We start from the raw sequence: 26,393 nt of genomic DNA, 5'->3' as shown, positions 1-26,393 counted from the left end.
AGTGCGACGCACCATGGAAAACGGATAGGCAGTTCGGCCCCACCGGACAGAGAAACGCCATGACCGACTTCGTGCAGCTCTGGGTCTACCTCTCGGCCACGCCGCTGTTCGGCCTGAACGCCACGCTGGTGGTCTATGTGCTGGCGCTCGGCCTGTACCAGCGCCTGGGCCAGGCGCCATGGGCCAACCCGGTATTGCTCTCCATCATCGTTCTGGGTGCCGCGCTTCTGGTGACTGGCACCGCCTACCCGACCTACTTCGCCGGCGCACAGTTCATCCATTTTCTGCTCGGGCCGGCGGTGGTGGCGCTGGCCTGGCCGCTGTGGGAGCGGCGCGTACAGCTGCGGGCGCACTGGGCGCGCTTCACGCTCGCAGCGGTGGTGGGCGGCTCTGCGGCAGCCGCCAGCGCGGTCGCGATTGCCTGGGCACTGGACCTGCCGCGCGAAGCCGTGCTGTCGCTCGCGCCCAAATCGGTCACGGCGCCGGTCGCCATGGGCATTGCCGACAAGATTGGCGGCGTGCCCTCGCTGGCTGCCGTGTTTGCCGTCGTCACCGGTCTGGTGGGCGCGCTCAGCGGCAAGGCGCTGTTTGCGCTGCTGCGCATCGGCACCGACCCGGTCGGCTGGATGGCGCGCGGCTTTGCCATGGGCACGGCTGCCCACGGCATTGGCGCAGCGCGCGCCCTGCAGGTGCATGCGGATGCCGGCGCCTGGGCGGCGCTGGCACTGGGGTTGCAGGTGGTGGTGGCGTCGCTGCTGATTCCGATGGTCGCCCGCTGGTTCTGACTGGGCGCAGTTGCCAGCGCCGCCTGCAAACCCTGTCAGCCCTGGGTGGCGACCACCTCGACGTCGTTGTCGTACACATCCACCCGTTTGTCGTACAGCGGGATGGTGGTGCCGTTGACCCGGTTGTTGACCAGCTTGGCCAGATCGACATCGGCTATGACGACCTGCTCCATGTTCGCCACGCCCTCGGCCGCAATGCCGTCGCGTGCAAACGGGAAGTCGGACGGCGTGATGATCGCCGCCTGGCCGTAGTGCAGGCCGAGGCCTTCCACGGTCAGATTGCCGACGGTGCCGGTCACGGCCACATAGACCTGGTTCTCGATGGCGCGTGCATGGCAGCAGTAGCGCACCCGCCAGAAGCCCTGGCGGTCGTCGGTGCAGGACGGCACAAAGATGATGTCCACGCCCTGCTCGCAGACCATGCGCGCAAGTTCCGGGAACTCGATGTCGTAGCAGATCAGAATGGCAATGCGGCCAAAGGGGGTGTCGAACACGCGCAGGTGGTTGCCCGCGTCACCGTGCCACTTTTCTTTCTCCCACCGGGTCAAGTGGATCTTCTCCTGGGTGAAATGCTTGCCTTCTGGCGTGAACAGGTAGGCAGTGTTGAGCAGCTTGCCGTCGGTGATGGTGGGGTGGCTGCCGCCAATGATGTGCACGCCCCATTGGCGCGCCAGCTCGCTGAACAATGCCAGATACCGCTCGGTGTAGTCGTTCATGTTGCGCACAGCGCGGCGCAGGTCACTGGTGTCCATGAAGGACAGCAGCTGCGTGGTGAAAATCTCCGGGAACATGACGAACTGGGGCTTGTAGTCGCCAGCCGCCTTCATGACGAAACGCACCTGGTTCTCAAACGCATCCCAGCTGTCGATCGAGCGCAGCAGGTACTGCACAGCAGCAATGCGCACCGTGCCCTGGCTCGGCTTGAGGGTGATTTTGTGCGCGTCGGGGTCTGGGATGGTCATGCGTTGTCCTGTTCCAAAGTGCTGGCGTGACCGCCTTGCAGCGCGGTGCGGCGCGTGGGGTCGTAGTGCGGGTTGATCCAGGCGATCAGGCTGGCGTGACCGCAGGATTCAAGGTCGTCCGGCAGGTAGTCGCTCATGATGCCGCAGTAGCGAAAGCCTTCGCGTAGCTGAAAACTCAGCACGGGGTCCTGCAGGTCGCCCCAGAGAATCTTCTTCGCGTACAACTCCACCGGCATTTCGTTTGCCAACGCGTGGTAACCCGGCAGCCGCCCACAGGCAATGATGCGCCGCAGGTTGAGCTGCTTGCACAGTTGTCGACGCCCTTCGTACAGCAAATGGCCAACGCGCTGCCCGCGTGTGGCCGGATCGACAAATACCTCTGCACCGTAGAGTGTGAAACCGTCCGGGTTGTGCGTCTGAAACGTCCCCGAAGCGGTGATCTGCTTCCAGGTGTGCTCGTCGGCCCATTCGTCCCACAGAATCACCAGGGAACTGGCACAGCCGAGCAGCGTTCCGTCGCGCACCGCCACCAGTTGGCCTTGCGGAAACATTTTCAACTGGCGCACCAGTTGGTCGCGCCGCCACGGCGCGATGGTCGGGTAGACGCGTTCTTGCAGTGCAAGAAGCGCGGACACATCGGCCGCTTCGGTGGGGCGAACCACGATCGGGATCGTCACGGGTTGGCCCCCTGAGAGAGCGCTGCGACGCAAGCAAGAGGGGGCATGGTGGTAAGGGCAGCAACGCCGGACAATGTCATCGAACCATTATCTGGTATCCCTTTGCGGCTCCCCGAGTACTCGACGGGCAGGCGCACCTGGGCGGCACCGGAGCATGCTCTGATCAGGCCCGTGCCAGCCAGTCCCTGAAAGCCTGTAGCGCCTCGGAGCCGGCCCGGTGCTGCGGCTGCACGAACCAGTAGCCCTGTTCGCCCGCCAGCGCCTGGGGGTGCGCCGGCACCAGGCGCCCATTGTCCAGCGCCTCGCGCGCAAGCAACTGCGGCACCAGCCCCACGCCCAGGCCTGCAGCGGCGGCGGCAATCACCATGGAGAACAACTCATAGCGCGGCCCGCGCGAGGCGTGCAAGGTGTAGTGCCAGCCGCACTCGGCATACCAGTCGCGCCAGGCATGGACGCGCGTGGCCAGCATGAGATGCGGGCAGTGCAGCCAGGCCGACTCATCGTGCAGGGCATGCACGGCCGCATAGGCCGGGCTGCACACCGGCACGCACGGCCCCTCGGGCAGCACCATGCGGCCCTGCGTGTCGGGCCAGAGCCGGTCGCCATAGTAAATGGCAGCATCAAAACCACTCTCGTCAAAAGCAAACACCTCGGAGCGCACCGAGAGGTTGAGCGTGATGCGCGGGTGCAGCGCCGCAAACTGCGGCAGGCGCGGTATGAGCCATTGCGTGCAAAAAGTAGACACCACGGCCAGGTGCAGTACATAGCCTTCGCCGCGCCCGACCCGGATCTCCTGCGTGTCGCGCTCGATCTGCTCCAGATGCAGGCGGATGCGCGCCGCATAGCTGCGGCCGGTGTCCGTCATGGCCAGGCGCTGGCGCGCCCGCACGAACAGGGTCACGCCCAGGCGATCTTCGAGCGCAGCGACATGGCGGCTCACGGCGCTGGGCGTCAGGGCCAGTTCTTCGGCCGCACGCGAGAAACTCTGCAGCCGTGCCGAGGCCTCGAAAGCCTGGAGCACACCCAGGCTGGGGATGTCTTTGCGCATGGCGAGCGCACTCCAGGTTTGTTCGCAAAACTCAACAACTCTGGAGGATATAGCAGCGATTGGGTGCACTGAACGCACTTACCATGCTGCACACATGCTGCACACATGCAGCCCACGGCAGCGGCACAGGCCGGGAATCTGCCGAGGCACCCCCCGATTGGCTCCAAAGCGCTTTCATGACCACTTCTTCGACCTTTGCTTCCGCCACCCTGTTCGACACCGCGTTGCAGCAACTGGGCCTGGACCTCGCCCCCTGGCGCGGCCAGGGCCTTGCCGTGCGCGCGCCCCGCGACGGGGCGGTGTACGCGCAGTTGTCCAGCCACACGCCAGCGCAGGCACAGGCCCTGATCGAGGGCGCGCACAGCGCCTTTTTGCGGTGGCGCGCCACGCCCGCCCCGGTACGCGGCGAGCTGGTGCGGCGCCTGGGCGAAAAACTGCGCCGGCACAAGGAGGCCCTGGGCCTGCTGGTGTCGCTGGAAGCGGGCAAGCTGCGCTCCGAGGGGCTGGGCGAGGTGCAGGAGATGATCGACATCTGCGACTTTGCCGTGGGCCTGTCGCGCCAACTGCACGGCCTGACCATTGCCAGCGAGCGCCCGGGCCACCGCATGATGGAAACCTGGCACCCCATGGGCGTGGTCGGCGTGATTTCGGCCTTCAACTTTCCGGTGGCCGTGTGGTCCTGGAACACGGCCCTGGCGCTGGTGTGCGGCAATGCGGTGGCCTGGAAACCCTCGGAAAAAACCCCGCTGTGCGCCATTGCCTGCCACCACCTGCTGCAACAGACGCTGGACGAGTTCGCTGCCCAGCAAAGCCCGGCCTTGCCCGACGGGCTGGCCACGCTGCTGCTGGGCGGGCGCGAGATGGGCGAGTTGCTGGCGCGCTCGCCGCGCGTGGCGGTGCTCAGCGCCACGGGCAGCACGCGCATGGGCCGTGCCGTGGCGGTGGACGTGGCGCAGCGCTTTGGCCGCAGCATTCTGGAGCTGGGCGGCAACAACGCCATGGTGGTGATGCCCAGCGCCGACCTGGAGCTGGCCGCGCGCGCCATCACCTTCGCCGCCGTGGGCACGGCGGGCCAGCGCTGCACCAGCCTGCGCCGCCTCATCGTGCACCGCGACGTGGCCGCGCCGCTGCTGGCGCGGCTCGGAAAAATCTACGCCAGCGTGCGCGTGGGCGACCCGCTGGAGGATGGCGTGCTTGTTGGCCCGCTGATGGATGGCGCGGCCTTTGCGCAGATGCAAAGCGCCTTGGCGCAGGCGCGGGAACAAGGCGGCACCGTGCTGGGCGGCGAGCGCGCATGCGAGGCCCTGGGCCAGGACGCCTGGTACGCCCGCCCGGCCCTGGTGCGCATGCCCGCGCAAAGCGCCGTGGTGCAGCACGAGACCTTTGCGCCCATCCTCTACGTGCTCACCTGCGCCAGCCTGGATGAGGCCATCGCGCTGCAAAACGGCGTGCCGCAGGGCCTGTCGTCCGCCATCTTCACCACCGACCTGCGGGACGCCGAGCGCTTCCTCTCCAGCACGGGCAGCGACTGCGGCATCGCCAACGTGAACATCGGCACCTCGGGCGCCGAAATCGGCGGCGCCTTTGGCGGCGAGAAGGAAACCGGCGGCGGCCGCGAATCAGGCTCGGACGCCTGGAAGGCCTACATGCGCCGCGCGACCAACACCATCAACTACAGCGACGCACTGCCGCTCGCCCAGGGCGTGCGTTTTGATGTGTGATGGAGTACCTTCTGATGGAACGCAATGTCATCTGAAACCACCCTCTCCCCGCTGCGCACCGGCGGCCAGATCCTGGTCGCCCAGCTCGTGCTGCACGGCGTGCAGCACATCTTCTGCGTCCCTGGCGAGAGCTATCTGGCCGTGCTGGATGCGCTGCACGATGCCCCCATCGCCCTGACCGTCTGCCGCCAGGAAGGTGGCGCGGCCATGATGGCCGAGGCACACGGCAAGCTCACCGGACGGCCCGGCGTGTGCTTCGTCACGCGCGGCCCCGGCGCCACCAACGCGGCGGCGGGCGTGCACATCGCCATGCAGGACTCCACACCGCTGGTGCTGTTCGTCGGCCAGATCGCGCGCGGCGCGCGCGGGCGCGAGGCCTTCCAGGAAGTGGACTACCGCGCCGCCTTTGGCCCGCTGGCCAAGTGGGCCACCGAGGTGGACGACGCGCGCCGCCTGCCCGAGATCGTCGCGCGCGCCTTCAGCCTGGCCTGCAGCGGGCGCCCTGGCCCGGTGGTGGTGGCGCTGCCAGAAGACATGCTGGCCGAATGCGTCGACGCGCCCACCGCGCGCAGCTACCAAACCATGGAAGCGGCACCGGGCCCGGCGCAGATGGCGCAGTTGCTCGAACGGCTTGACCAGGCCCGCAGGCCCATGGCCATCGTCGGAGGCAGCCGCTGGAGTGCCCAGGCCGTGGCGCGCTTCCAGGACTTCGCCGCCGCTCACGCCCTGCCCGTGGCCTGCTCGTTCCGGCGCCAGATGCTGTTCGACCACCAGCACCCCTGCTATGCGGGCGACCTGGGCCTGGGCGTGAACCCGGCGCTGCTGGCGCGCATCCGCGCGGCCGACCTGCTGCTGCTTGTGGGCGGTCGGCTTTCAGAGGTGCCCTCGCAGGGCTACACCCTGCTGGACATTCCCACGCCGCAGATCCCGCTGGTGCATGTCTACCCCGACCCGGACGAGCTGGGCCGCGTGTACCAGGCGCAGTGGCCCATCAACGCATCGCCCGCCGCCTTCTGCGCCGCCCTGCCGACCACGGCGGCGCAGGCGCCCAGCGCGCAGCGCCAGCAGGCCGTGCACGAGGCCCACGCCGCCTACCAGGCCTGGAGCGACCCGGCGCCGATCCACATTCCCGGCAATCTGCAGATGGGCGCAGTGATGCAGCACCTGCGCGAAGTGCTGCCGCCCGATACCGTCTTTTGCAACGGCGCGGGCAACTTCGCCACCTGGGTGCACCGCTTCTGGCCGTTCCGCCAATTCGGCACGCAGCTCGCACCCACCAGCGGCAGCATGGGCTACGGGCTACCGGCCGGGGTAGGCGCACTGCGCCTGTGGCCCGAGCGCACGGTGGTGGTGTTCGCAGGCGATGGCGACTTCCTCATGCACGGCCAGGAGTTCGCCACCGCCGTGCAGTACCGGCTGCCCCTCCTCGTGGTGCTGCTGGACAACGGCATGTACGGCACGATCCGCATGCACCAGGAGCGCGAATACCCGCACCGCGTGAGCGGCACGCAGCTACAGAACCCCGACTTCGCCGCCTACGCCAAAGCCTTTGGCGGCCACGGCGCGCGCGTGGCACACACCGAAGAGTTCGCCCCGGCTTTTGCACGCCTGCGCGAGGCCGCAGCGGCCACGCGCCTGCCCGCCCTGGTGCACTGCCTGATCGACCCGGAGGCGATCACGCCGGGGCGGTCGCTGAGCCAGATTCGGGGCAAGTAAAATCCAAGTGTTTTAGGCCGCTAGCGCTTATTCCACGGGCGTTAGCAGCTATAAATAAGAGAGTTCTCTTTCGCCTTAAGCGCCGAGGGCACGCGCAAGCTCTCTCGCGTGCGACAGCACAAACAGCACCAGCCCCACCAGCCCGCCCACCAGCGTGCCGTTGACGCGAATGAACTGCAGGTCGCGCCCGATGTGCAGCTCGATCAACGCCGACATCTCGCGTGCATCCCAGGCACTCACGGTCTGCTCGATGTGCTGGGCAATGAAGCGCGAGGCCTCGGGCGCCAGGCCCTGCACCCAGCGCTCCAGCCGAAGGTTGAGCGAGGCGCGCAGGGCCGCGTCGCCCGCCAGCGCATGGCCCAGCCACAGCGCCATGCGGCGCACGCGCGCCGCAGTCCCGGAATCCTGGCGCTCCAGGTCGGCCAGCAGCGCGCTGCGGGCGCTGCGCCAGAGCGATTGCAGGTACTCGGCCAGCGCCGCATCGTGGCTGAGGTAATGGCGAAAATCCTCGGCACGCTGCAGCCAGGCCGGGTCGCTGCGCAGGCGGTCAATCCATTCGTGCACCGCTTCGTCAAACTGCGCGCGCAGCCGGTGCTCGGGGTGCGCGGCAATGTCGGCCAGCAGGCTCTCCAGCGCATTGGCCACCATGGCCGAACCTTTGTCGCCCAGCCAGTCGGTGGGCAGGAGCTTTTCCTTGCGCGGGTGCTCGCGTTTGAGCCAGCCGACCAGCGTGCTGGCAATGAGTTGGCGTGTTTCTTCCTCTTGCAACACGGCGATGAGCCGCGCGAGCGCCTGGTCGAGCAACTGCTGGTGGCGCCCGCCCTGGGTGAGCGCGGCGAGCAGTTCGGAGCCAAGCCGCGCCAAATCCATCTGCCCCACCACCGAGCGCAGCGCGCGCTGCACAAAACGCTCGACCTGCGCGTCTTCCAGCGCCTGGAGCGCAGCCGCCAGCATGCGCGCCACCTGCGCCGCCACCAGGCGGGCATTGGCCGGGCGGGTGAGCCAGTTGGCGACCAGGGCGGCCGGGTCGCGGCGGCGGATCAGCGCGACCAGGGAGTCGGCGTCGAGAAACTTCTCACGCACGAACTGCGCCAGGTTGCGCCCAATGCGGTCTTTGTTGCGCGGGATGATGGCGGTGTGCCGCGAGATGAACGGCAAGGGCACGCGGTGAAACAGCGCGCGCACGGCAAACCAGTCGGCCAGCGCGCCCACCATGGCGGCCTCGGCCACGGCTTTGAGGGCCAACACCGCCAAATGCGGTGGCGCGAAGCTGGTGGCGGCAAACACGGCAGCCGCCAGCGCCAGCAAGGCGAGCGCCAGGCGCTTGGCGCGCGCAAGCTCGGTGCCGGCGTCCTGCACGCCCTGCCCTTACTTGATGCCGAGCAGCTCGACTTCGAAGTTGAGCGTGGCATTGGGCGGAATCACGCCGCCCGCACCGCGTGCGCCGTAGGCAATGGCCGGCGGGCAGGTGAGCTTGGCCTTGCCGCCGACTTTCATTTTCTGTACGCCTTCGGTCCAGCAGGGAATCACGCCAGTCAAGGGAAATTCAATCGGCTGGCCGCGCGCAATGGAGCTGTCGAATTCCTTTCCCGATTCCGCAAAGGTGCCCCGGTAATGCACGCGCACCGTGTCGCTCGCCTTGGGGCTGGGGCCGCTGCCGTCCTTGAGGCTCTCGTAGATGAGCCCGCTGGCGGTGGTAACAGGTGCTGCAGCGAATGCGGGCGCGGCAGCAGCAACGGCCAGAGCGGCCAATGCGCCCAGGGCGCTCCAGGGTCGAATGAAGGGTGTCATGAAATAGGAGAGGTAGAAAAAGTGGAATGACCGGGAAAACTGAAAAAAGTTGCTCCGCTTAGCCCTTGGCAGCAATGGCATCCAGCGCTGCGGCCAACTGTCCCACGGTGCGATCCACGTTGTGCCATTTTTCCAGGCCGAACAGCCCCAGGCGGAAGGTTTTGAAATCCGGTCCTTCGTCGCACTGCAGCGGCACGCCCGCAGCGGTCTGCAAACCAACCTCCGCAAACTTCTTGCCGCTCTGGATGCCGGGGTCGGTGGTGAAACTCACCACCACGCCCGGCGCCTTGAATCCGTCGGCCGCCACGCTGGGAAAACCGCGCGATTCCAGCAGCGCGCGCACCTTTTCGCCCAACTCGATCTGCTCGGCGCGCACCTTCTCGAAGCCGTATTCGCGGGTCTCCAGCATCACATCGCGCAGGCGCACCAAGGCGTCGGTCGGCATGGTGGTGTGGTAGGCGTGCGCGCCTTTTTCGTAGCCTTCGGCAATCTGCATCCACTTTTTCAAATCGCAGGAAAAGCTTGAACTCTGCGTATCCTCAATGGCCTGGCGGGCACGCCCGGAGAGCATCACCATGGCGCAGCAGGGCGAGCCGCTCCAGCCTTTTTGCGGCGCCGAAATCAGCACATCGACGCCCGTAGCCTGCATATCGACCCACATGGCGCCTGAAGCCACGCAGTCGAGCACGAAGAGCGCGCCGACCTCATGCGCCGCAGCGCTCACGGTGCGGATGTAGTCGTCGGGAAGGAGAATGCCGCTGGCCGTTTCCACATGCGGCGCGAACACGACCTTGGGTTTCTCGGCGCGGATGGCTGCGGCGACCTCCTGCGCTGAGCAGGGCGCCCAAGGCGCCTGCGGACCCTCGCCCTGGCGGCGCGCCTTGCACACGACCGAGCCGCCGCCCAGGCCTTTGTCTGCGTCGAAAATCTGCGTCCAGCGGTAGCTGAACCATCCGTTGCGCACGATGAGAACCTTTTCCTGGTTGGCAAACTGGCGCGCAACGGCCTCCATGCCAAAGGTGCCGCTGCCGGGCACCAGTACCGCAGTATGGGCGTGGTAGACCTCTTTGAGCGTGGCGAGGATGTCTTTCATCACGCCGGCAAAGCGCTGGGACATGTGGTTGAGCGCGCGGTCGGTGTAGACCACCGAAAATTCGAGCAGACCGTCGGGATCGATATCGGGCAAAAGTCCTGGCATGGCGTGTTCTCCGAGAGGGGGTGGAGCGCGCCACACAGACCGGCGGCCCCGATGAAGCATTTCAGCTTAGCACGGCGTTGCCACCGACGGCCCGGCACCAGCGAGCGCTTTTGCTCCTGAAAAGTGAGCTATTTACCCTTATTGGATAAGCGCCAGATAGCATTTTGACCACATCTCGACTTGGCAGATCGGGCGCTGCAGGACACAATGCCTCCGATTCACCCCAGCCCTTGGAGATCTACCCATGAAGCCCACACTCCGACCCGCCCTCTGGCCCGCCGCGCTGCTGTGCGCGGGTTTTGCATTCAGTGGAGGCGTTGCTGCGCAGTCCATCCAACCTGGCCTGTGGGAGATGCGCACGCAGATGACGCATTCCGACAAGGAAACGCAGCAGGCCATGGCACAAATGCAGCAGCAAATGGCCAGCATGCCGCCCGCCCAGCGCAAGCAGATGGAGGCCATGATGGCCAACATGGGCATGGCAGTCGATGGCAAGGGAGGTATGCGCGTGAAGTCTTGCGTGACGCCAGAAATGGCCGAGCGCTCTGAGGTGCCCGTGCAGGACGGCGACTGCAAGACCACGCCCGCCAAGCGCTCTGGCAACACCATGAAGTTCAGCTACCAGTGCACGGATCCCGACATCCGGGGCGAGGGCACCGTCACCTTCACCAGCCCGAAGCAATACAGCATGCACAGCGAGAGCGTGCAGACGGTCAAGGGCAAGAGCGAAAAAATCACCATGGACGTCGAGGGCCAATGGCTCTCGTCAGATTGCACGGGCGCCATCAACGCGCCGCGCAAGAAATAAGCGGCCCTAGCCCGCGCGCGCCGCTCGCTGACCAAAGAGCGCGCTGCCCACGCGCACCATGGTGCTGCCAGCGGCCACTGCAGCTTCCAGATCGTTGCTCATACCCATCGACAAAGTGTCAAAGCGCTCAGCGCCCGGCAGGCCGGCTGCGCGAAGCTGGTCAAACACTGCGCGCGCTTTCAGGTGCAATGCACGCTGACTCTCAAAATCCGGCGCAGGTTCGGGAATGCTCATTACGCCGCGCAGCTGCAAGCCAGGCAAGGCCGCCACCACGCGCGCCAGCGCCAATGCCTCGCTCGGGGCCACACCCGCCTTGTTGGCGCCGCCATCGACATTGACCTGAATGCACACCTGCAGCGGCGCCAGCTGGGCGGGCCGCTGCTCTGCCAGCCGGCGAGCGATCTTCTCGCGATCCAGCGTGTGCAGCCAGTCAAAGTGCTCCGCTACCAGCCGCGTCTTGTTGGCCTGCACCGGGCCAATGCAATGCCATTCGAGGTTTGACAGACCAGCCTCGCCCAGCTGTGACATTTTTTCCACAGCTTCCTGCAGGTAGTTCTCGCCAAAGGCCCGCTGTCCCGCCAGCGCTGCGCGCGCCACCATCTCGGCAGGGAAAGTTTTGGAAACGGCAAGCAGCGACACGGCGTCTGGCGCTCGGCCAGCCGCGCTGCACGCAGCGTCAATACGGGTGCGCACCTCTTGGAGCTTGTCTGCAATCGTGGTCATAATGTTTACCGAGCGTATCAAACGACCGAGGGAACCCCGTGGACATCACCCAGCTGCTCGCATTCAGCGTCAAAAACAAGGCGTCCGACCTGCACCTCTCTGCGGGCCTTCCGCCGATGATCCGGGTGCACGGCGACGTGCGGCGCATCAACGTCGATGCGCTGGACCACAAAACGGTTCACGCCATGGTGTACGACATCATGAGCGACTCGCAGCGCAAGACCTACGAAGAATTCCTGGAAGTCGACTTCTCGTTCGAGATCGAAGGTCTGGCCCGTTTTCGGGTCAACGCCTTCAACCAGAACCGCGGCGCCGCCGCCGTGTTCCGAACGATTCCGAGCAAGATCCTCACGCTGGAGCAGCTCAACGCGCCCAAGATTTTTGCCGACCTCTCGCTCAAACCGCGCGGACTGGTACTGGTGACGGGCCCCACGGGCTCGGGCAAATCGACCACGCTGGCCGGCATGGTCAACCACCTCAACGAGAGCGAATACGGCCACGTGCTCACTATCGAGGACCCGATCGAGTTCGTGCACGAATCCAAGAAGTGCCTGATCAACCAGCGCGAAGTCGGCCCCATGACGCTGTCGTTCGCCGCCGCCCTGCGCTCAGCGCTGCGCGAAGACCCGGACGCCATCCTGGTGGGCGAAATGCGCGATCTGGAAACGATTCGGCTGGCGATGACTGCGGCAGAAACCGGGCACCTGGTGTTCGGCACGCTGCACACCTCGAGCGCTGCAAAGACCATCGACCGGATCATCGACGTGTTCCCAGCCGAAGAAAAGGAAATGGTCCGGGCCATGCTGTCCGAGTCGCTGCAGGCGGTGATCTCGCAGACGCTGTGCAAGCTCAAGGACGGATCGGGCCGAGTTGCGGCGCACGAGATCATGCTGGGCACCAGTGCCATCCGCAACCTCATCCGCGAGGCCAAGGTGGCGCAGATGTACTCCACCATTCAGACCAGCAATAGCGTGGGTATGCAGACGCTGGACCAGAATCTGACCGACTTGGTACGCCGCAACATCATCAGCCCCGCCGAGGCACGCAGCAAAGCCAAGATTCCAGACAACTTCCCCGGCTGATTGCACACATTTTTGTATCGGCGGCCTGAAGTGCTCGCCTATTGGAGTTCCCCATGAAAGGCATTCTCGGCCTGTTGCGCGGTTCGCGCTCCGCCAAACCCAACCCGGAACACGGAGATTCCGTTTTCTTCTCGACCGCCTTTGCCAACCAAGGCGTGGATTCAAGCATGCTGGTTCCTTGGGAAGCGCGTGCTGTGGAAGTGGGCGCCAAGCGCCTGCCCACCAGCCGTGGCGGCAAGCTTTTGCAGGCGCTGTGGGCCAAAGACAAGTACATGGCGCACCTGGACAACGACGCCGTGCACCGCATGGAGCAGTTTTTCGAGTTCGCTCACATCCCGCCCAACCGCGACGTGATCCGCCAGGATGAATACGGCAACTTCATGGTGGTGCTGCTGACCGGCACCATTGCGGTAGACCGCCTGCAGCCTTGGGGCGAGCAGCTCCGTTTGGCCGAAACCCGGCCCGGTGATATTTTGGGCGAAATGTCGTTGCTCGACAGCGGGATTCGTTTTTCGGCCTGCACCACGCTGACCGACTGCGAGATTGCGGTGCTCTCCGCCGACGGCATGGACGAAATGATGATGAAAGACCCCCAGCTTGCCGCCAGCCTGGTGGCACTGCTGGCGCGCAAACTCTCGCTGCGTCTGCGCGCCGTCAGCGCGCGGCTGAGCGAAAACCAGAAATAAGCTACCGCAATTTTCCGAAACTTGCCCAAGCCGGCACGTGAAAGAGGTTGCGCAAAGCCCCGGGTGCCCCAGGCGCCCACGCTGAGAGGAACATGCGATGGAACGCGATCAGGCCAGTAAATTCATCAACGACCTGCTGAAGCTGCTTGTCAGCCGTGGCGGCAGTGACCTGTTCATCACGGCGGAGTTCCCTCCGGCCATCAAGGTGGACGGCTCGATTGGCAAGGTCTCGCCGCAGGCCCTGACTCCCAGCCACACCTTGACGCTGGCGCGTTCGATCATGAGCGACAAGCAAGCAGCCGATTTCGAGCGCACCAAAGAGTGCAACTTCGCCATTTCGCCTGCCGGAATCGGGCGCTTTCGCGTTAACGCTTTCATTCAGCAAGGGCGCGTTGGCATGGTGCTGCGGGTGATTCCGCTCACCCTGCCCACCATCGATGGCCTGGGCGTTCCGCAGGTGCTCAAGGAAGTGACCATGTCCAAACGCGGCCTGTGCATCCTGGTGGGCGCCACAGGCTCGGGCAAGTCGACCACCCTGGCCGCCATGGTGGATTGGCGCAATGAGCACTCGTTTGGGCACATCATCACGGTGGAAGACCCGATCGAATTCGTGCACCCCCACAAAAACTGCGTGGTGACGCAGCGCGAAGTGGGACTCGACACCGACACCTGGGGTGCAGCGCTGAAAAACACTCTGCGCCAGGCGCCCGACGTGATTCTGATGGGTGAAATTCGCGATCGGGAGACCATGGAGCACGCCATTGCGTTCTCGGAAACCGGCCACTTGTGCCTGGCCACGCTGCACGCCAACAGCGCCAACCAGGCGCTGGACCGTATCATCAACTTCTTCCCGGAAGAGCGGCGCGCGCAGTTGCTGATGGATTTGTCACTCAACCTTCGGTCGCTGGTTTCGCAGCGCCTTCTGCCCAAGCAGGACGGCAAGGGCCGGGCTGCGGCCGTCGAGATCTTGCTCAACACGCCGCTCATTTCCGATCTGATCTTCAAGGGCGAAGTCGCTGAGATCAAAGAGATCATGAAAAAGAGCCGCAACCTGGGCATGCAGACCTTCGACCAGGCGCTGTTTGATCTGTTCGAAGCCAACGTCATTACTTACGAAGACGCGCTGCGCAACGCCGACTCCCTCAACGACCTGCGGCTGCAGATCAAGCTCAGCAGCCAGCGCGCCAAGACAACCGACTTGGCTGCCGGCACGGAGCACTTCGTTATCGTTTGATCGCACGCGTTTTCTTGACTTAGCACCACACGGCTCCCCAGGTTGTTTGCCCATGTCCCATCCAGCGTCCCGCACCTACGAACCTGTCACACCACAGAACGTCGCCTTTCTTGGTCTGGGCGTCATGGGCTATCCCATGGCGGGCCACTTGGCCCAGGCCGGGCATACGGTCACGGTGTACAACCGAACTGCTTCCAAAGCGATAGCTTGGTGCGCAGACTACGCAGGTGCTGGAGGCCAAAAACATGCTCAATCTCCGCGCGAGGCGGCACGCGGTGCCTCGTTGGTGTTCTGCTGTGTTGGCAACGACGATGACGTACGGGCAGTCACCCTGGGCGCCGATGGTGCGTTTGCCGGCATGGAGCCGGGCGCCGTGTTCATAGACCACACCACCGCATCAGCGGAAGTCGCCCGTGAACTGCACGGTGCTGCGCGGACGCTGGGTTTGTCGTTTGTCGATGCGCCCGTCTCGGGCGGGGAGGCCGGCGCGCAAAACGGCCAACTCACCGTAATGTGCGGTGGCGACCAGGCGGCGTTCGACGCGGTGCAGCCCGTCGCCACGGCCTTTGCACGCGCCTTCACCCGCATGGGCGAGGCCGGTGCCGGCCAACTGACGAAGATGGTCAACCAGATCTGTATTGCAGGCCTGGTGCAAGGCTTGGCCGAAGCCATTGCCTTCGGCCAGCGCGCGGGCTTGGACATGCCGCAAGTGCTGGACGTGATCGGCAAAGGCGCGGCGCAAAGCTGGCAGCTCGACAACCGGGGGCAAACCATGGTCTCGGGCAAATTCGACTTCGGCTTTGCCGTCGACTGGATGCGCAAGGACCTGGGCCTGGTCCTGCAGGAAGCTCGACGCAACGGCGCGCGCATTCCCGTCACGGCGCTGGTGGACCAGTTCTACGCCGATGTACAGGCCATGGGTGGCCAGCGCTGGGACACGTCAAGCCTGATCAAACGGCTTGGTTGACGCCAAGCCGCAGCGCTTTCCGGACAGGCGCGGCTGACGGGCTGCATCAAGAGCTATTTGGCGGGAGCGGAATCGGGGTTGGTGTCGGTGACCGGCGCACGCGATCCGGTATTCATCCGGGCCAAGTCATCTTCGCTCACGTATTCAAATACCCGCACTACCTTTCGCACGCCAGTCACGCCCCGCGCAATCGACGTGGCACGCGCCGCCTCGCGCTGGCTCACGATGCCCATCAAATAGATCACGCCGCGCTCGGTAACCACCTTGAACGCGGTGGCGGTGAGGTCTTTGGCATCGAGCAGGCTTGCGCGCATCTTTCCGGTAATAAAGGTGTCGTTGGAGCGCTGCGTGATAGGTGTATTGGGCATCACCGCCAGTTCATTGACTATGGAGCGCACATTGGCCACCTGCGAGACGGTTTTCTGTACGGCATCGCGAACCTGTTCGTTGGGCACTTCACCCGTAAGCAGCACTTGGCGGTTGTAGCTGGTGACATTGATGTGCACCTTGTCGCCATGATCACCAAAAATGCGGTTGGTGGCGCGCAGCTCAATGCCTTCGTCCTCTACCTGCGTACCGGTGGTGCGGCGATCGACTGCCATCATGCCGCCCACGGCAGCACCGCCGATCACGAGCGGCGCGGCGCAGCCGGCCAAGTTGGCAGCCAACAGCAGGCTGGCGAGCAAACGACAAGACAAAGTCAGTTTCATGGGTTCTCCTGTTCACCAAACAATTGCGAATCAATGCCGTCACACAGGCAGTTGAGCACCAAAGCATGCACTTCGCGCACGCGCGCGGCGCGCTCATGCGGAACGCTGATCAATATATCGGTTTCGCGCAGCACGCCAGCCAACGCGCCCGTAGCGCGCCCGGTGAGAGCCACCACCACCATTTCACGCTCGTGGGCGGCTTCTACGGCGCTAAGCAGGTTGGCGTCGTTGCCTGCGACGCATACCAGCAGCAAAACGTCGCCGGCCTGGCCCAGTGCGCGCACTTGGCGCGCAAACTGCTGCGTGCTGTCCACTCCGGCGCCGCTGGTCAGCAGTGCGCCATCCACATTGAGAGCCAAAGCTGCCAGCTCAGGTCGCTCACGCTCGAAACCCGCCACGCAGAAAGCGGCGAACTGCTGAGCACTGGCCGCCGACGGACCGTTCCCGCACGCGAGCATCTTGCCGCCACTCGTGGCACAAGCCACCAGCGCATGCACGGCGTCGGCGAGCGGCTTGCCCAGCAAAGGTGCCGCCTGATATTTGAGGTCGGCGCTGTCGATAAAATGCTGCTGAATTCGTTGCTCTAACATGAGGACAAAAAGGCGCCAAAGCCCGAATGATAACCCCGCGTTGTTACAGCTTTTGTAGCAACAAGTACGCATTTGTGCTTGCGAGGTCAGCCCGCGTCAAAGGCGCCTTGAAGCCATTCAATGCCGTCTTGCACCAGCACAACATCAAAGCGGCAAGGCGGCGGGGACCGCAGTGCCAGCAAATAGTGGCGTGCGGCAAACACGATGCGACGCTGCTTGGCAGGCTGGATGCTCGCGCCGGCGCCGCCGAACGCCGCGGTCCCGCGGCGGCGGACCTCGACAAACACCAAGGTTCCATCGCAGTCGCGCAGGATCAGATCGATTTCGCCGCCGCCTCGCCCCGGCGTTCGATAATTGCGCTCCAGCAATCGCAGACCGGCTGCCTGCAGATGGGCAAGCGCCCAATCCTCGGCTTCATTGCCTTGTTGCCGGGTTGTCTGCGTTGCAGTTGCAGCGTGCGCCATTTTCCGAAGGAACCCCATTGAACGCCTCTTTCGCTTCTGCTTTGCGCGCCGCCAGCGACGTCGCCTCCACGCAGCATTATCCGCATGGCGCTCTGTACGTGGTGGCCACGCCCATCGGAAATTTGGCTGATATCAGTTTGCGCGCATTGCATGTGCTGCAACTTGTCGATTGCGTTGCCTGCGAAGACACCCGCCACACGCAAGGCCTGCTGCGCAGCTACGGTATCGAAAAAGGCGGCTCGCAGCTGCTTGCGGTGCACCAACATAACGAGCATGAAGGCGCGCAAGCCGTCCTCGCGCACTTGCAGCAGGGCCGGCGGGTTGCTTACGTAAGCGACGCTGGAACGCCCGGCATCAGCGACCCTGGCACGCGGTTGGCCGCAGCAGTACATGCCGCTGCGATGCGTGTAGTGGCTGTTCCTGGAGTGAGCAGCGTGACTGCGGCACTCAGCGTGGCCGGAGCGATTGAAGCGCACGGCGCCGGGACCGGATTCGTCTTTGCGGGCTTTCTACCGATCAAATCCGGTGAACGTAGCGCGGCCGTCGAACAACTTAGCCGCGAGTCGCGCTGCGTTGTACTACTGGAAGCCCCCCATCGGATAGCGGACCTGGCACAGGCGCTGGCCGTTCTGGGCCAGCGCCGTGTGACTCTCGCCAGGGAGTTGACCAAACAGTTTGAAAGCGTGACGAGTCAGCCCGCTGATCAACTGCCTCCTTGGCTGGCCGCCGATAGCAACCGCTCACGCGGTGAATTTGTGGTGATTCTGCATCCTGCTAGCGTTGAAAAGGATGTTGATTTACCTGCTGTCTTGCTGCAAAAACTCCTGCCAGTACTCCCATTGAAAACAGCTGTACGGATTACGGCCGACATTACAGGCGCGTCGCGCAACGCTTTGTATGACCAGGCGCTTGCCCTCCGACGGGATGCGGACAAAATTTAGCCAGAGGGTTGACGCTGGAAGCGGCAGTTGATCGCTTGTTATCGTCTGAAAAGCCGCTTGATTATCGGGCTTGCTAGCTGCTCGGACGCTCACCTGTAATGCGAACAGCGCTATGCGCCCCCAGAACTGACATTATGGCGAGACGGTTGGTCATTGGTGTTCATTAACGTACGCGATGATTTTCTGCGTAGTGCAAACGGAGGGTGATTTTTGTGTTCTGCAAAAGCCGAAACCCCCTTGAACCTGAGGGATTCAAGGGGGTGTGGCAGGGCTGTAAGAGCCTGACGATGACCTACTTTCACACGGGAACCCGCACTATCATTGGCGCGAAGTCGTTTCACTGTCCTGTTCGGGATGGGAAGGAGTGGGACCAACTTGCTATGGTCGTCAGGCATAACTTTTGAGCTTTGCTGAACTGATGTGTTCAACAAGGCGAATTCATAGAGTATGGAATCAGGGGAATTTTTGGTTTGCGTCTGTTGGCATAACAAATCAGCTCTGATGGACCCGATGTGAATCGGATTTTATCAAAGTTATAGGGTCAAGCCGCACGAGCAATTAGTACTGGTTAGCTTAACGCATTGCTGCGCTTCCACACCCAGCCTATCAACGTCCTGGTCTAGAACGACTCTTCAGGGGGGTCGAGCCCCCGGCAGATCTCATCTTGAAACGAGTTTCCCGCTTAGATGCTTTCAGCGGTTATCTCTTCCACACTTAGCTACCCGGCGATGCCACTGGCGTGACAACCGGTACACCAGAGGTGTGTCCACTCCGGTCCTCTCGTACTAGGAGCAGGCTTCCTCAAATCTGCAGCGCCCACGGAAGATAGGGACCAAACTGTCTCACGACGTTTTAAACCCAGCTCACGTACCTCTTTAAATGGCGAACAGCCATACCCTTGGGACCGGCTACAGCCCCAGGATGAGATGAGCCGACATCGAGGTGCCAAACACCGCCGTCGATATGAACTCTTGGGCGGTATCAGCCTGTTATCCCCAGAGTACCTTTTATCCGTTGAGCGATGGCCCTTCCATACAGAACCACCGGATCACTATGTCCTGCTTTCGCATCTGCTCGACTTGTCAGTCTCGCAGTTAAGCACGCTTATGCCATTGCACTATCGTCACGATGTCCGACCGTAACTAGCGTACCTTCGAACTCCTCCGTTACGCTTTGGGAGGAGACCGCCCCAGTCAAACTGCCTACCATGCACTGTCCCCGATCCCGATAAGGGACCTAGGTTAGAACCTCAAACACACCAGGGTGGTATTTCAACGTTGGCTCCACATGATCTAGCGACCACGCTTCAAAGCCTCCCACCTATCCTACACAGATCTGTTCAAAGTCCAATACAAAGCTACAGTAAAGGTTCATGGGGTCTTTCCGTCTTTCCGCGGGTAGATTGCATCATCACAAACATTTCAACTTCGCTGAGTCTCTGGAGGAGACAGTGTGGCCATCGTTACGCCATTCGTGCAGGTCGGAACTTACCCGACAAGGAATTTCGCTACCTTAGGACCGTTATAGTTACGGCCGCCGTTTACTGGGACTTCAATCAAGAGCTTGCACCCCATCATTTAATCTTCCAGCACCGGGCAGGCGTCACACCCTATACGTCCACTTTCGTGTTTGCAGAGTGCTGTGTTTTTATTAAACAGTCGCAGCCACCGATTTTTTGCAACCCCTTTGGGCTCGCCTTGTACAGGTTCACCTACTTGGGGCATACCTTCTCCCGAAGTTACGGTATCAATTTGCCGAGTTCCTTCTCCAGAGTTCTCTCAAGCGCCTTAGAATACTCATCTCGCGCACCAGTGTCGGTTTGCGGTACGGTCGTCAATAGCTGAAGCTTAGTGGCTTTTCCTGGAAGCAGGGTATCACTCACTTCGTGTGCAAGCACACTCGTTATCACCCCTCATCTAAGCCCGGCGGATTTGCCTACCGGGCACGACTACAGGCTTGAACCAACATATCCAACAGTTGGCTGAGCTAACCTTCTCCGTCCCCACATCGCACTATTGATCGGTACAGGAATATTGACCTGTTTCCCATCAGCTACGCATCTCTGCCTCGCCTTAGGGGCCGACTCACTCTACGCCGATGAACGTTGCGTAGAAAACCTTGCGCTTACGGCGAGGGGGCTTTTCACCCCCTTTAACGCTACTCATGTCAGCATTCGCACTTCTGATACCTCCAGCACCCATTACCAGGCACCTTCACAGGCCTACAGAACGCTCTCCTACCACGTGCAATAAATTGCACATCCGCAGCTTCGGTAACTGGCTTAGCCCCGTTACATCTTCCGCGCAGGACGACTCGATCAGTGAGCTATTACGCTTTCTTTAAATGATGGCTGCTTCTAAGCCAACATCCTGACTGTTTTAGCCTTCCCACTTCGTTTCCCACTTAGCCAATTTTAGGGACCTTAGCTGGCGGTCTGGGTTGTTTCCCTCTTGAGTCCGGACGTTAGCACCCGGTGCTCTGTCTCCCAAGCTGTACTCGTCGGTATTCGGAGTTTGCATAGGTTTGGTAAGTCGCCATGACCCCCTAGCCTAAACAGTGCTCTACCCCCGACGGTAATACTTGAGGCACTACCTAAATAGTTTTCGGAGAGAACCAGCTATTTCCAAGTTTGTTTAGCCTTTCGCCCCTATCCACAGCTCATCCGCTAATTTTGCAACATTAGTCGGTTCGGACCTCCAGTACCTGTTACGGCACCTTCATCCTGGCCATGGATAGATCACTTGGTTTCGGGTCTACACCCAGCGACTATGTTCGCCCTATTCGGACTCGATTTCTCTACGGCTTCCCTATTCGGTTAACCTTGCCACTGAATGTAAGTCGCTGACCCATTATACAAAAGGTACGCAGTCACCCCTTGCGAGGCTCCTACTTTTTGTAAGCATGCGGTTTCAGGATCTATTTCACTCCCCTCCCGGGGTTCTTTTCGCCTTTCCCTCACGGTACTGGTTCACTATCGGTCGATGATGAGTATTTAGCCTTGGAGGATGGTCCCCCCATATTCAGACAAGGTTTCTCGTGCCCCGCCCTACTTGTCTGCAGCCTAGTACCACACGTCAACTTTCGCATACAGGGCTATCACCTGCTATGGCCGGGCTTTCCATCCCGTTTTGCTAGCTGTCGTGCTATCACTGCAAGGCTCTTGCGATTTCGCTCGCCACTACTTTCGCAATCTCGGTTGATGTCTTTTCCTCGAGCTACTGAGATGTTTCAGTTCACCCGGTTCGCCTCGCATGACTATGTATTCATCATGCGATACCTATTGCTAGGTGGGTTTCCCCATTCAGATATCTCCGGATCAATGCTTATTTGCCAGCTCCCCGAAGCTTTTCGCAGGCTATCACGTCTTTCGTCGCCTATCATCGCCAAGGCATCCACCACATGCTCTTAGTCACTTGACCCTATAACTTTGACAACTCCTTGCGAAGTTATCTCCATCACAGCGCCTGACTTGCAAGGTCTTTCACCTTGCGCGTTATGCCGTAATCGACTCCAGCTCTTTCGAGCTCTCATCGTAATTACATTTGAATTTCTAACCCAGATTTATTTCTAAACCAAAGTTTGAATATTCGTTTTGACGCAATCAAAAATTCTTGTTGCCGACGGCACGGTGCATCTTGCGATACTTTCCGTCGACAACTCTGATTCGACTCTATGAATTTTTAAAGAACAGCCGATTGATCGATCAATATCGATCAACAACAAAGCAGCCTTTCGCAAAGCCGCTTTGGTGTTGAATGCCCGATTCGTTTTTGGTTGGTGGAGGATGACGGGATCGAACCGACGACCCCCTGCTTGCAAAGCAGGTGCTCTCCCAGCTGAGCTAATCCCCCAGGAATCGCATTATTGTCGTATCGCTTCTGACTGACCAGGCCTGCAGCACTTGGTGGGTCTGGGTGGTCTCGAACCACCGACCCCCGCCTTATCAAGACGGTGCTCTAACCAACTGAGCTACAGACCCAAGTCGGCCTCTGTCAAAGCACCGCGCAACTGTCGCTGCGCGCCACTCCAGCGACTTCTTCCAACAACCGATAAGTGTGGACGTTCAAGGCCTTTGGCCAGTTTTCCAGAAAGGAGGTGATCCAGCCGCACCTTCCGATACGGCTACCTTGTTACGACTTCACCCCAGTCACGAACCCTGCCGTGGTAAGCGCCCTCCTTGCGGTTAGGCTACCTACTTCTGGCAGAACCCGCTCCCATGGTGTGACGGGCGGTGTGTACAAGACCCGGGAACGTATTCACCGTGACATTCTGATCCACGATTACTAGCGATTCCGACTTCACGCAGTCGAGTTGCAGACTGCGATCCGGACTACGACTGGCTTTGTGGGATTGGCTCCCCCTCGCGGGTTGGCAACCCTTTGTACCAGCCATTGTATGACGTGTGTAGCCCCACCTATAAGGGCCATGAGGACTTGACGTCATCCCCACCTTCCTCCGGTTTGTCACCGGCAGTCTCATTAGAGTGCCCAACTAAATGTAGCAACTAATGACAAGGGTTGCGCTCGTTGCGGGACTTAACCCAACATCTCACGACACGAGCTGACGACAGCCATGCAGCACCTGTGTTATGGCTCTCTTTCGAGCACAACTGCGTCTCTGCAGTCTTCCATACATGTCAAAGGTGGGTAAGGTTTTTCGCGTTGCATCGAATTAAACCACATCATCCACCGCTTGTGCGGGTCCCCGTCAATTCCTTTGAGTTTTAACCTTGCGGCCGTACTCCCCAGGCGGTCAACTTCACGCGTTAGCTTCGTTACTGAGAAAGTAAATTCCCAACAACCAGTTGACATCGTTTAGGGCGTGGACTACCAGGGTATCTAATCCTGTTTGCTCCCCACGCTTTCGTGCATGAGCGTCAGTGCAGGCCCAGGGGATTGCCTTCGCCATCGGTGTTCCTCCGCATATCTACGCATTTCACTGCTACACGCGGAATTCCATCCCCCTCTGCCGCACTCTAGCTATACAGTCACTAATGCAGTTCCCAGGTTGAGCCCGGGGATTTCACATCTGTCTTATATAACCGCCTGCGCACGCTTTACGCCCAGTAATTCCGATTAACGCTTGCACCCTACGTATTACCGCGGCTGCTGGCACGTAGTTAGCCGGTGCTTATTCTTACGGTACCGTCATGGACCCCCTTTATTAGAAGAGATCTTTTCGTTCCGTACAAAAGCAGTTTACAACCCGAAGGCCTTCATCCTGCACGCGGCATGGCTGGATCAGGCTTTCGCCCATTGTCCAAAATTCCCCACTGCTGCCTCCCGTAGGAGTCTGGGCCGTGTCTCAGTCCCAGTGTGGCTGGTCGTCCTCTCAGACCAGCTACAGATCGTCGGCTTGGTAAGCTTTTATCCCACCAACTACCTAATCTGCCATCGGCCGCTCCATGAGCGCAAGGTCCTTGCGAATCCCCTGCTTTCATCCGTAGATCGTATGCGGTATTAGCACAGCTTTCGCTGCGTTATCCCCCACTCTCGGGCACGTTCCGATGTATTACTCACCCGTTCGCCACTCGTCAGCCACCGAAGTGCTGTTACCGTTCGACTTGCATGTGTAAGGCATGCCGCCAGCGTTCAATCTGAGCCAGGATCAAACTCTACAGTTCGATCTTGTGTTTTTTTGCCTCTCTCGAGGCACACTCAAAATTAAGAATTGAAGTGAACTTCACTTCTCTCTCATGAGCGTTTGCGAAGCCAATGAAGACTTCTTTTGTTCCAAAGAACTTTAGGCCTAATGCCTCAAACGCCCACGCTTATCGGCTGTATGTTTTTAATGTTCCGCGCCAGCATCCGAGAGTCTTAACCCCTTCTTGCCAGCCTGCCCCGCTGCGATCAGCGAAGCCTTGAATTATAGCAGGATTTCTTGGCTCCTGTCAAAGTCAACGAAAGAATTTTTCGCCAACCCCAATCCGCCTCCATACCTCCCCACCACCACAGCCGCACCGACTAGACCCCTTCAGATCTTCACCACATCCAGCTGAGCCTCGCATTGTAGTACGGGTTTTCGATAGGAATGATCAAATCAGAGGAAATTTTTGCGTCGGCAGCAGGCGCTGCCGCTAGCGCTCAGCCCAACAGGCGATCGAGTGCGTCCTGGTAAATGGAAGCCACGTCACAACCCGTTTGCTGCTGAATTTCCTGAAAGCAGGTGGGGCTGGTGACATTGATTTCGGTGACGCAGTCTCCAATGACATCGATACCGGTCAGCAAGAGTCCACGTCCAGCAAGGATCGGCCCTAGCGCCTTGCCTATCTCCCAGTCGCGCTGGCTTAGTGGGCGGGCGACACCCTTGCCTCCAGCAGCCAAGTTGCCGCGAACCTCGCTGCCTTGGGGAATGCGCGCCAGGCAGAACGGCACAGGCTCGCCGTCAATGATCAAGATGCGCTTGTCGCCCTCTGCAATCTCAGGAAGAAATTTTTGCACCATCACACTCTGGGCCCCTCCGCGATTGAGCGTTTCGGAAATGCTGCCCAAATTCATCGCATCGGGACCAACGCGAAAGATTCCCATGCCCCCCATTCCGTCCAAGGGCTTAAGAATGATGTCGTGGTGCTCCGAATGAAATTTCCGGATATCTGCCGCATTGCGCGTCACCAGCGTCGGGCCAATGAATTCCGGGAACTCAAGGATGGCCAGTTTTTCCGGGTGATCGCGCAACGCACGGGGCTTGTTGTAGACGCGCGCGCCCTCCCGCTCGGCCTGCTCGAGAAGGTGGGTGGAATAGAAGTACTCGCTGTCAAATGGCGGATCTTTTCGCATCAAGACCACCCCAAAATCCGCCAACGTGGCAACGTCCGTTCCGGTTTCCTCAAACCAGTCTGCAGCGCGGCCCGTCAGGGTGATTTGGCGGACTCGTGCCTGCACTTTTCCGCCCAACTCCCAGTGCAAATCTGCGGGCTCGCAAGCCGCTAGGGTATGCCCGCGTCGCACCGCTTCGCGCATCATGGCGAAGGTGGTGTCCTTCTTGGGGTTGAAGGCTTCGAGCGGATCGGCGACAAACAAATAGTGCATGGGGTGGGGCAAAAAATCGGTGAAAAATGGGCGGAAACTCCCGCTCAGGATTCTTCCCGAGTGGGGCTGTTGGCGTACTGTTGCACAAACAATGCCACACTGCCTGCCACCACCCCCCAGAATGCTGAGCCGATGCCGGCAATGACGACTCCGCTCAGCGTCACCAAGAAGGTAATCAATGCGGCTTCCCGGTGACCCTCGTCCCGCAGGGCACTGGCGAGGCCTGCTCCGATGGTTCCCAGGAGCGCCAAGCCGGCGATGGCGACAACAAGTTCGCGCGGGAATGCGGTCAGTAATCCTGTCACTACGGCACCAAAGATACCGATAAGCACGTAGAACACCCCACAGGCAGCTGCAGCGGTGTAGCGCCGGGAAGGATCTGCATGGGCCTGCGGACCCATGCAGATGGCCGCAGTGATGGCACTGAAGTTCAGCGCGAAAGCACCAAATGGGGCCAATACAAGCGTCGCTACACCCGTCAGTGTGATGAGACGGGACACGGGAAGCTGATAGCCAGACGCACGAATCACGGCGACCCCCGGAAGATTTTGCGATGCCATCGTGACAACAAACAAGGGCAACGCCAAGCTGACGATCGCGCTCCACTCGAATCGCGGCGCCGTAAATTGAGGTACGGCGAGTTCCCAGGTGACAGATGACCACTGCATTTGACCGGCCAGCGCCGCGTAGGCGATGCCTGCGCCCAGAGTCGCCACGACGGCGTAGCGGGGAGCGGCGCGGCGCGAGAGCAAGTAGACACCCAGCATTACAAGAATGAGTGGCAAAGCGGTTTGGGCCGCAGCAAAAGCATCCATACCAAAGCGCGCCAGCACGCCGGCGAGCAGTCCCGCCGCAATTTCGGCTGGGATGCGATTCATCACGCGCTCGAACCAGCCTGTCAGGCCGACCAGCGTGATGAGCGCGGCACACGCTACGAAAGCACCCACTGCCTGCGCCATGTCAAACTGGCCCGTAGCGCCAGCAGTGGCCAATACGGCCGCGCCAGGTGTAGACCACGCGATCATGACGGGTTTGCGCAGTACCAGTGATGGCAGCAAGGAGCACAGGCCCATGCCCAAGCCCAGCGCCCACATCCACGAAGTAATTTCTGCAGGCGTTGCATGAAAGGACTGCGCTGCCTGAAAAACGATCGCGACGGAACTGGTAAAACCGACAAGCACGGCAACAAAACCCGCACTGACAGCCGAAAGGCTAAGGTCTTTGAAGAATTGCATGGCAGGCATTTTGCCTGTCGAGATCAG

At 61.3% G+C, this 26,393-nt stretch carries 21 protein-coding genes, 2 tRNA genes and 3 rRNA genes; 9 read left to right on the top strand and 17 right to left on the bottom strand.

Annotation, left to right across the window (positions count from 1 at the left end):
* The first annotated feature begins 59 nt into the window (after window positions 1-59).
* Window positions 60-785, top strand: a complete 726-nt coding sequence (locus tag C6571_RS09190; protein ID WP_106446422.1) for an LrgB family protein — start codon at window positions 60-62, stop codon at window positions 783-785.
* 35 nt (window positions 786-820) lie between these two features.
* Here the strand turns inward: C6571_RS09190 and C6571_RS09185 are convergent, their stop codons facing one another.
* The 3 genes from C6571_RS09185 to C6571_RS09175 all read right to left on the bottom strand — a co-directional run bounded on the left by C6571_RS09185 (window position 821) and on the right by C6571_RS09175 (window position 3,472).
* A complete protein-coding gene (locus tag C6571_RS09185) occupies window positions 821-1,747 on the bottom strand; it encodes a carbon-nitrogen hydrolase family protein (RefSeq protein ID WP_106446421.1) in 927 nt (308 codons plus the stop codon).
* Window positions 1,744-2,424 carry a GNAT family N-acetyltransferase gene (locus C6571_RS09180; RefSeq protein ID WP_170094710.1) on the bottom strand — a complete coding sequence of 227 codons (681 nt, stop codon included), beginning with the start codon at window positions 2,422-2,424 and terminating at the stop codon, window positions 1,744-1,746. The genes C6571_RS09185 and C6571_RS09180 overlap by 4 nt, the downstream gene beginning before the upstream one ends.
* Before the next feature lie 163 nt (window positions 2,425-2,587).
* Window positions 2,588-3,472, bottom strand: a complete 885-nt coding sequence (locus C6571_RS09175; RefSeq protein WP_106446419.1) for a LysR substrate-binding domain-containing protein — start codon at window positions 3,470-3,472, stop codon at window positions 2,588-2,590.
* A gap of 176 nt (window positions 3,473-3,648) precedes the next feature.
* Here C6571_RS09175 and amaB point away from each other — a divergent pair, with 176 nt between their 5' ends.
* Window positions 3,649-5,193 (top strand): L-piperidine-6-carboxylate dehydrogenase, encoded by a 1,545-nt coding sequence (gene amaB / locus C6571_RS09170; RefSeq protein WP_106446418.1) that lies wholly within the window; start codon window positions 3,649-3,651, stop codon window positions 5,191-5,193.
* A gap of 24 nt (window positions 5,194-5,217) precedes the next feature.
* Window positions 5,218-6,909, top strand: coding sequence for a thiamine pyrophosphate-binding protein (locus tag C6571_RS09165; RefSeq protein WP_106446417.1), 1,692 nt, complete (start codon window positions 5,218-5,220; stop codon window positions 6,907-6,909).
* A gap of 75 nt (window positions 6,910-6,984) precedes the next feature.
* On the opposite strand, the gene C6571_RS09160 is transcribed toward C6571_RS09165, so the two are convergent.
* From C6571_RS09160 to C6571_RS09150, 3 genes are read right to left on the bottom strand one after another with little or no spacing between them, the layout of a single operon-like run.
* On the bottom strand, window positions 6,985-8,268 hold the full coding sequence (locus C6571_RS09160; RefSeq protein ID WP_106446416.1) for a DUF445 domain-containing protein: 1,284 nt from the start codon (window positions 8,266-8,268) through the stop codon (window positions 6,985-6,987).
* A 9-nt stretch (window positions 8,269-8,277) separates the two neighbouring features.
* On the bottom strand, window positions 8,278-8,700 hold the full coding sequence (locus C6571_RS09155) for an FKBP-type peptidyl-prolyl cis-trans isomerase (protein ID WP_106446415.1): 423 nt from the start codon (window positions 8,698-8,700) through the stop codon (window positions 8,278-8,280).
* Window positions 8,701-8,758: 58 nt separating this feature from the next.
* On the bottom strand, window positions 8,759-9,898 hold the full coding sequence (locus tag C6571_RS09150; protein WP_106446414.1) for an aminotransferase class V-fold PLP-dependent enzyme: 1,140 nt from the start codon (window positions 9,896-9,898) through the stop codon (window positions 8,759-8,761).
* A 244-nt stretch (window positions 9,899-10,142) separates the two neighbouring features.
* Between C6571_RS09150 and C6571_RS09145 the strand changes: the two genes are divergently transcribed.
* On the top strand, window positions 10,143-10,706 hold the full coding sequence (locus C6571_RS09145) for a DUF3617 domain-containing protein (RefSeq protein ID WP_106446413.1): 564 nt from the start codon (window positions 10,143-10,145) through the stop codon (window positions 10,704-10,706).
* A 6-nt stretch (window positions 10,707-10,712) separates the two neighbouring features.
* Here the strand turns inward: C6571_RS09145 and C6571_RS09140 are convergent, their stop codons facing one another.
* Window positions 10,713-11,429 (bottom strand): YggS family pyridoxal phosphate-dependent enzyme, encoded by a 717-nt coding sequence (locus tag C6571_RS09140; RefSeq protein ID WP_106446412.1) that lies wholly within the window; start codon window positions 11,427-11,429, stop codon window positions 10,713-10,715.
* Window positions 11,430-11,467: 38 nt separating this feature from the next.
* Here C6571_RS09140 and C6571_RS09135 point away from each other — a divergent pair, with 38 nt between their 5' ends.
* From C6571_RS09135 to C6571_RS09120, 4 genes are all read left to right on the top strand, one after another.
* On the top strand, window positions 11,468-12,511 hold the full coding sequence (locus tag C6571_RS09135) for a type IV pilus twitching motility protein PilT (protein ID WP_106446411.1): 1,044 nt from the start codon (window positions 11,468-11,470) through the stop codon (window positions 12,509-12,511).
* A gap of 53 nt (window positions 12,512-12,564) precedes the next feature.
* On the top strand, window positions 12,565-13,197 hold the full coding sequence (locus tag C6571_RS09130; protein WP_106446410.1) for a cyclic nucleotide-binding domain-containing protein: 633 nt from the start codon (window positions 12,565-12,567) through the stop codon (window positions 13,195-13,197).
* Between the two features lie 97 nt (window positions 13,198-13,294).
* A complete protein-coding gene (locus C6571_RS09125; protein WP_106446409.1) occupies window positions 13,295-14,431 on the top strand; it encodes a PilT/PilU family type 4a pilus ATPase in 1,137 nt (378 codons plus the stop codon).
* Window positions 14,432-14,483: 52 nt separating this feature from the next.
* Entirely contained in the window at window positions 14,484-15,398 is a 915-nt protein-coding gene (locus C6571_RS09120) for an NAD(P)-dependent oxidoreductase (RefSeq protein ID WP_106446408.1), read from the top strand.
* Window positions 15,399-15,451: 53 nt separating this feature from the next.
* Here C6571_RS09120 and C6571_RS09115 read toward each other — a convergent pair whose 3' ends face one another.
* From C6571_RS09115 to C6571_RS09105, 3 genes are all read right to left on the bottom strand, one after another.
* Window positions 15,452-16,108 (bottom strand): BON domain-containing protein, encoded by a 657-nt coding sequence (locus tag C6571_RS09115; protein WP_106446407.1) that lies wholly within the window; start codon window positions 16,106-16,108, stop codon window positions 15,452-15,454.
* A complete protein-coding gene (locus C6571_RS09110; protein WP_106446406.1) occupies window positions 16,105-16,698 on the bottom strand; it encodes an SIS domain-containing protein in 594 nt (197 codons plus the stop codon). The genes C6571_RS09115 and C6571_RS09110 overlap by 4 nt, the downstream gene beginning before the upstream one ends.
* Window positions 16,699-16,784: 86 nt before the next feature.
* Window positions 16,785-17,180: a YraN family protein gene (locus tag C6571_RS09105; RefSeq protein ID WP_106446405.1), complete on the bottom strand. Its 396-nt coding sequence runs from the start codon at window positions 17,178-17,180 to the stop codon at window positions 16,785-16,787.
* On the opposite strand from C6571_RS09105, the gene rsmI reads away from it, so the two are divergent.
* Window positions 17,180-18,103 (top strand): 16S rRNA (cytidine(1402)-2'-O)-methyltransferase, encoded by a 924-nt coding sequence (gene rsmI / locus C6571_RS09100; protein ID WP_106446404.1) that lies wholly within the window; start codon window positions 17,180-17,182, stop codon window positions 18,101-18,103. The two genes, C6571_RS09105 and rsmI, sit on opposite strands and share 1 nt — an antisense overlap.
* 279 nt (window positions 18,104-18,382) lie before the next feature.
* On the opposite strand, the gene rrf is transcribed toward rsmI, so the two are convergent.
* The 7 genes from rrf to C6571_RS09065 form a co-directional block, all read right to left on the bottom strand.
* A 5S ribosomal RNA gene (gene rrf / locus C6571_RS09095) occupies window positions 18,383-18,495 on the bottom strand.
* A 145-nt stretch (window positions 18,496-18,640) separates the two neighbouring features.
* Window positions 18,641-21,522: ribosomal RNA gene (locus C6571_RS09090) — 23S ribosomal RNA — on the bottom strand.
* A gap of 356 nt (window positions 21,523-21,878) precedes the next feature.
* A tRNA-Ala gene (locus tag C6571_RS09085) sits at window positions 21,879-21,954 on the bottom strand.
* A gap of 51 nt (window positions 21,955-22,005) precedes the next feature.
* A tRNA-Ile gene (locus C6571_RS09080) sits at window positions 22,006-22,082 on the bottom strand.
* Window positions 22,083-22,191: 109 nt separating this feature from the next.
* A 16S ribosomal RNA gene (locus C6571_RS09075) occupies window positions 22,192-23,726 on the bottom strand.
* The 16S, 23S and 5S rRNA genes sit together here with 2 tRNA genes alongside, the layout of an rRNA operon.
* A gap of 460 nt (window positions 23,727-24,186) precedes the next feature.
* Window positions 24,187-25,131, bottom strand: coding sequence for a glutathione synthase (gene gshB, locus C6571_RS09070; RefSeq protein WP_106446403.1), 945 nt, complete (start codon window positions 25,129-25,131; stop codon window positions 24,187-24,189).
* A 44-nt stretch (window positions 25,132-25,175) separates the two neighbouring features.
* Window positions 25,176-26,366: a benzoate/H(+) symporter BenE family transporter gene (locus C6571_RS09065; RefSeq protein ID WP_211300720.1), complete on the bottom strand. Its 1,191-nt coding sequence runs from the start codon at window positions 26,364-26,366 to the stop codon at window positions 25,176-25,178.
* Window positions 26,367-26,393 lie beyond the last annotated feature (27 nt).

The sequence above is a fragment of the Simplicispira suum genome (genome assembly GCF_003008595.1).
In the GTDB taxonomy this organism is placed as follows: domain Bacteria; phylum Pseudomonadota; class Gammaproteobacteria; order Burkholderiales; family Burkholderiaceae_C; genus Simplicispira; species Simplicispira suum.
Note: the sequence above shows the minus strand (reverse complement) of the source record. Positions and strands in the feature narration are given on the sequence as shown.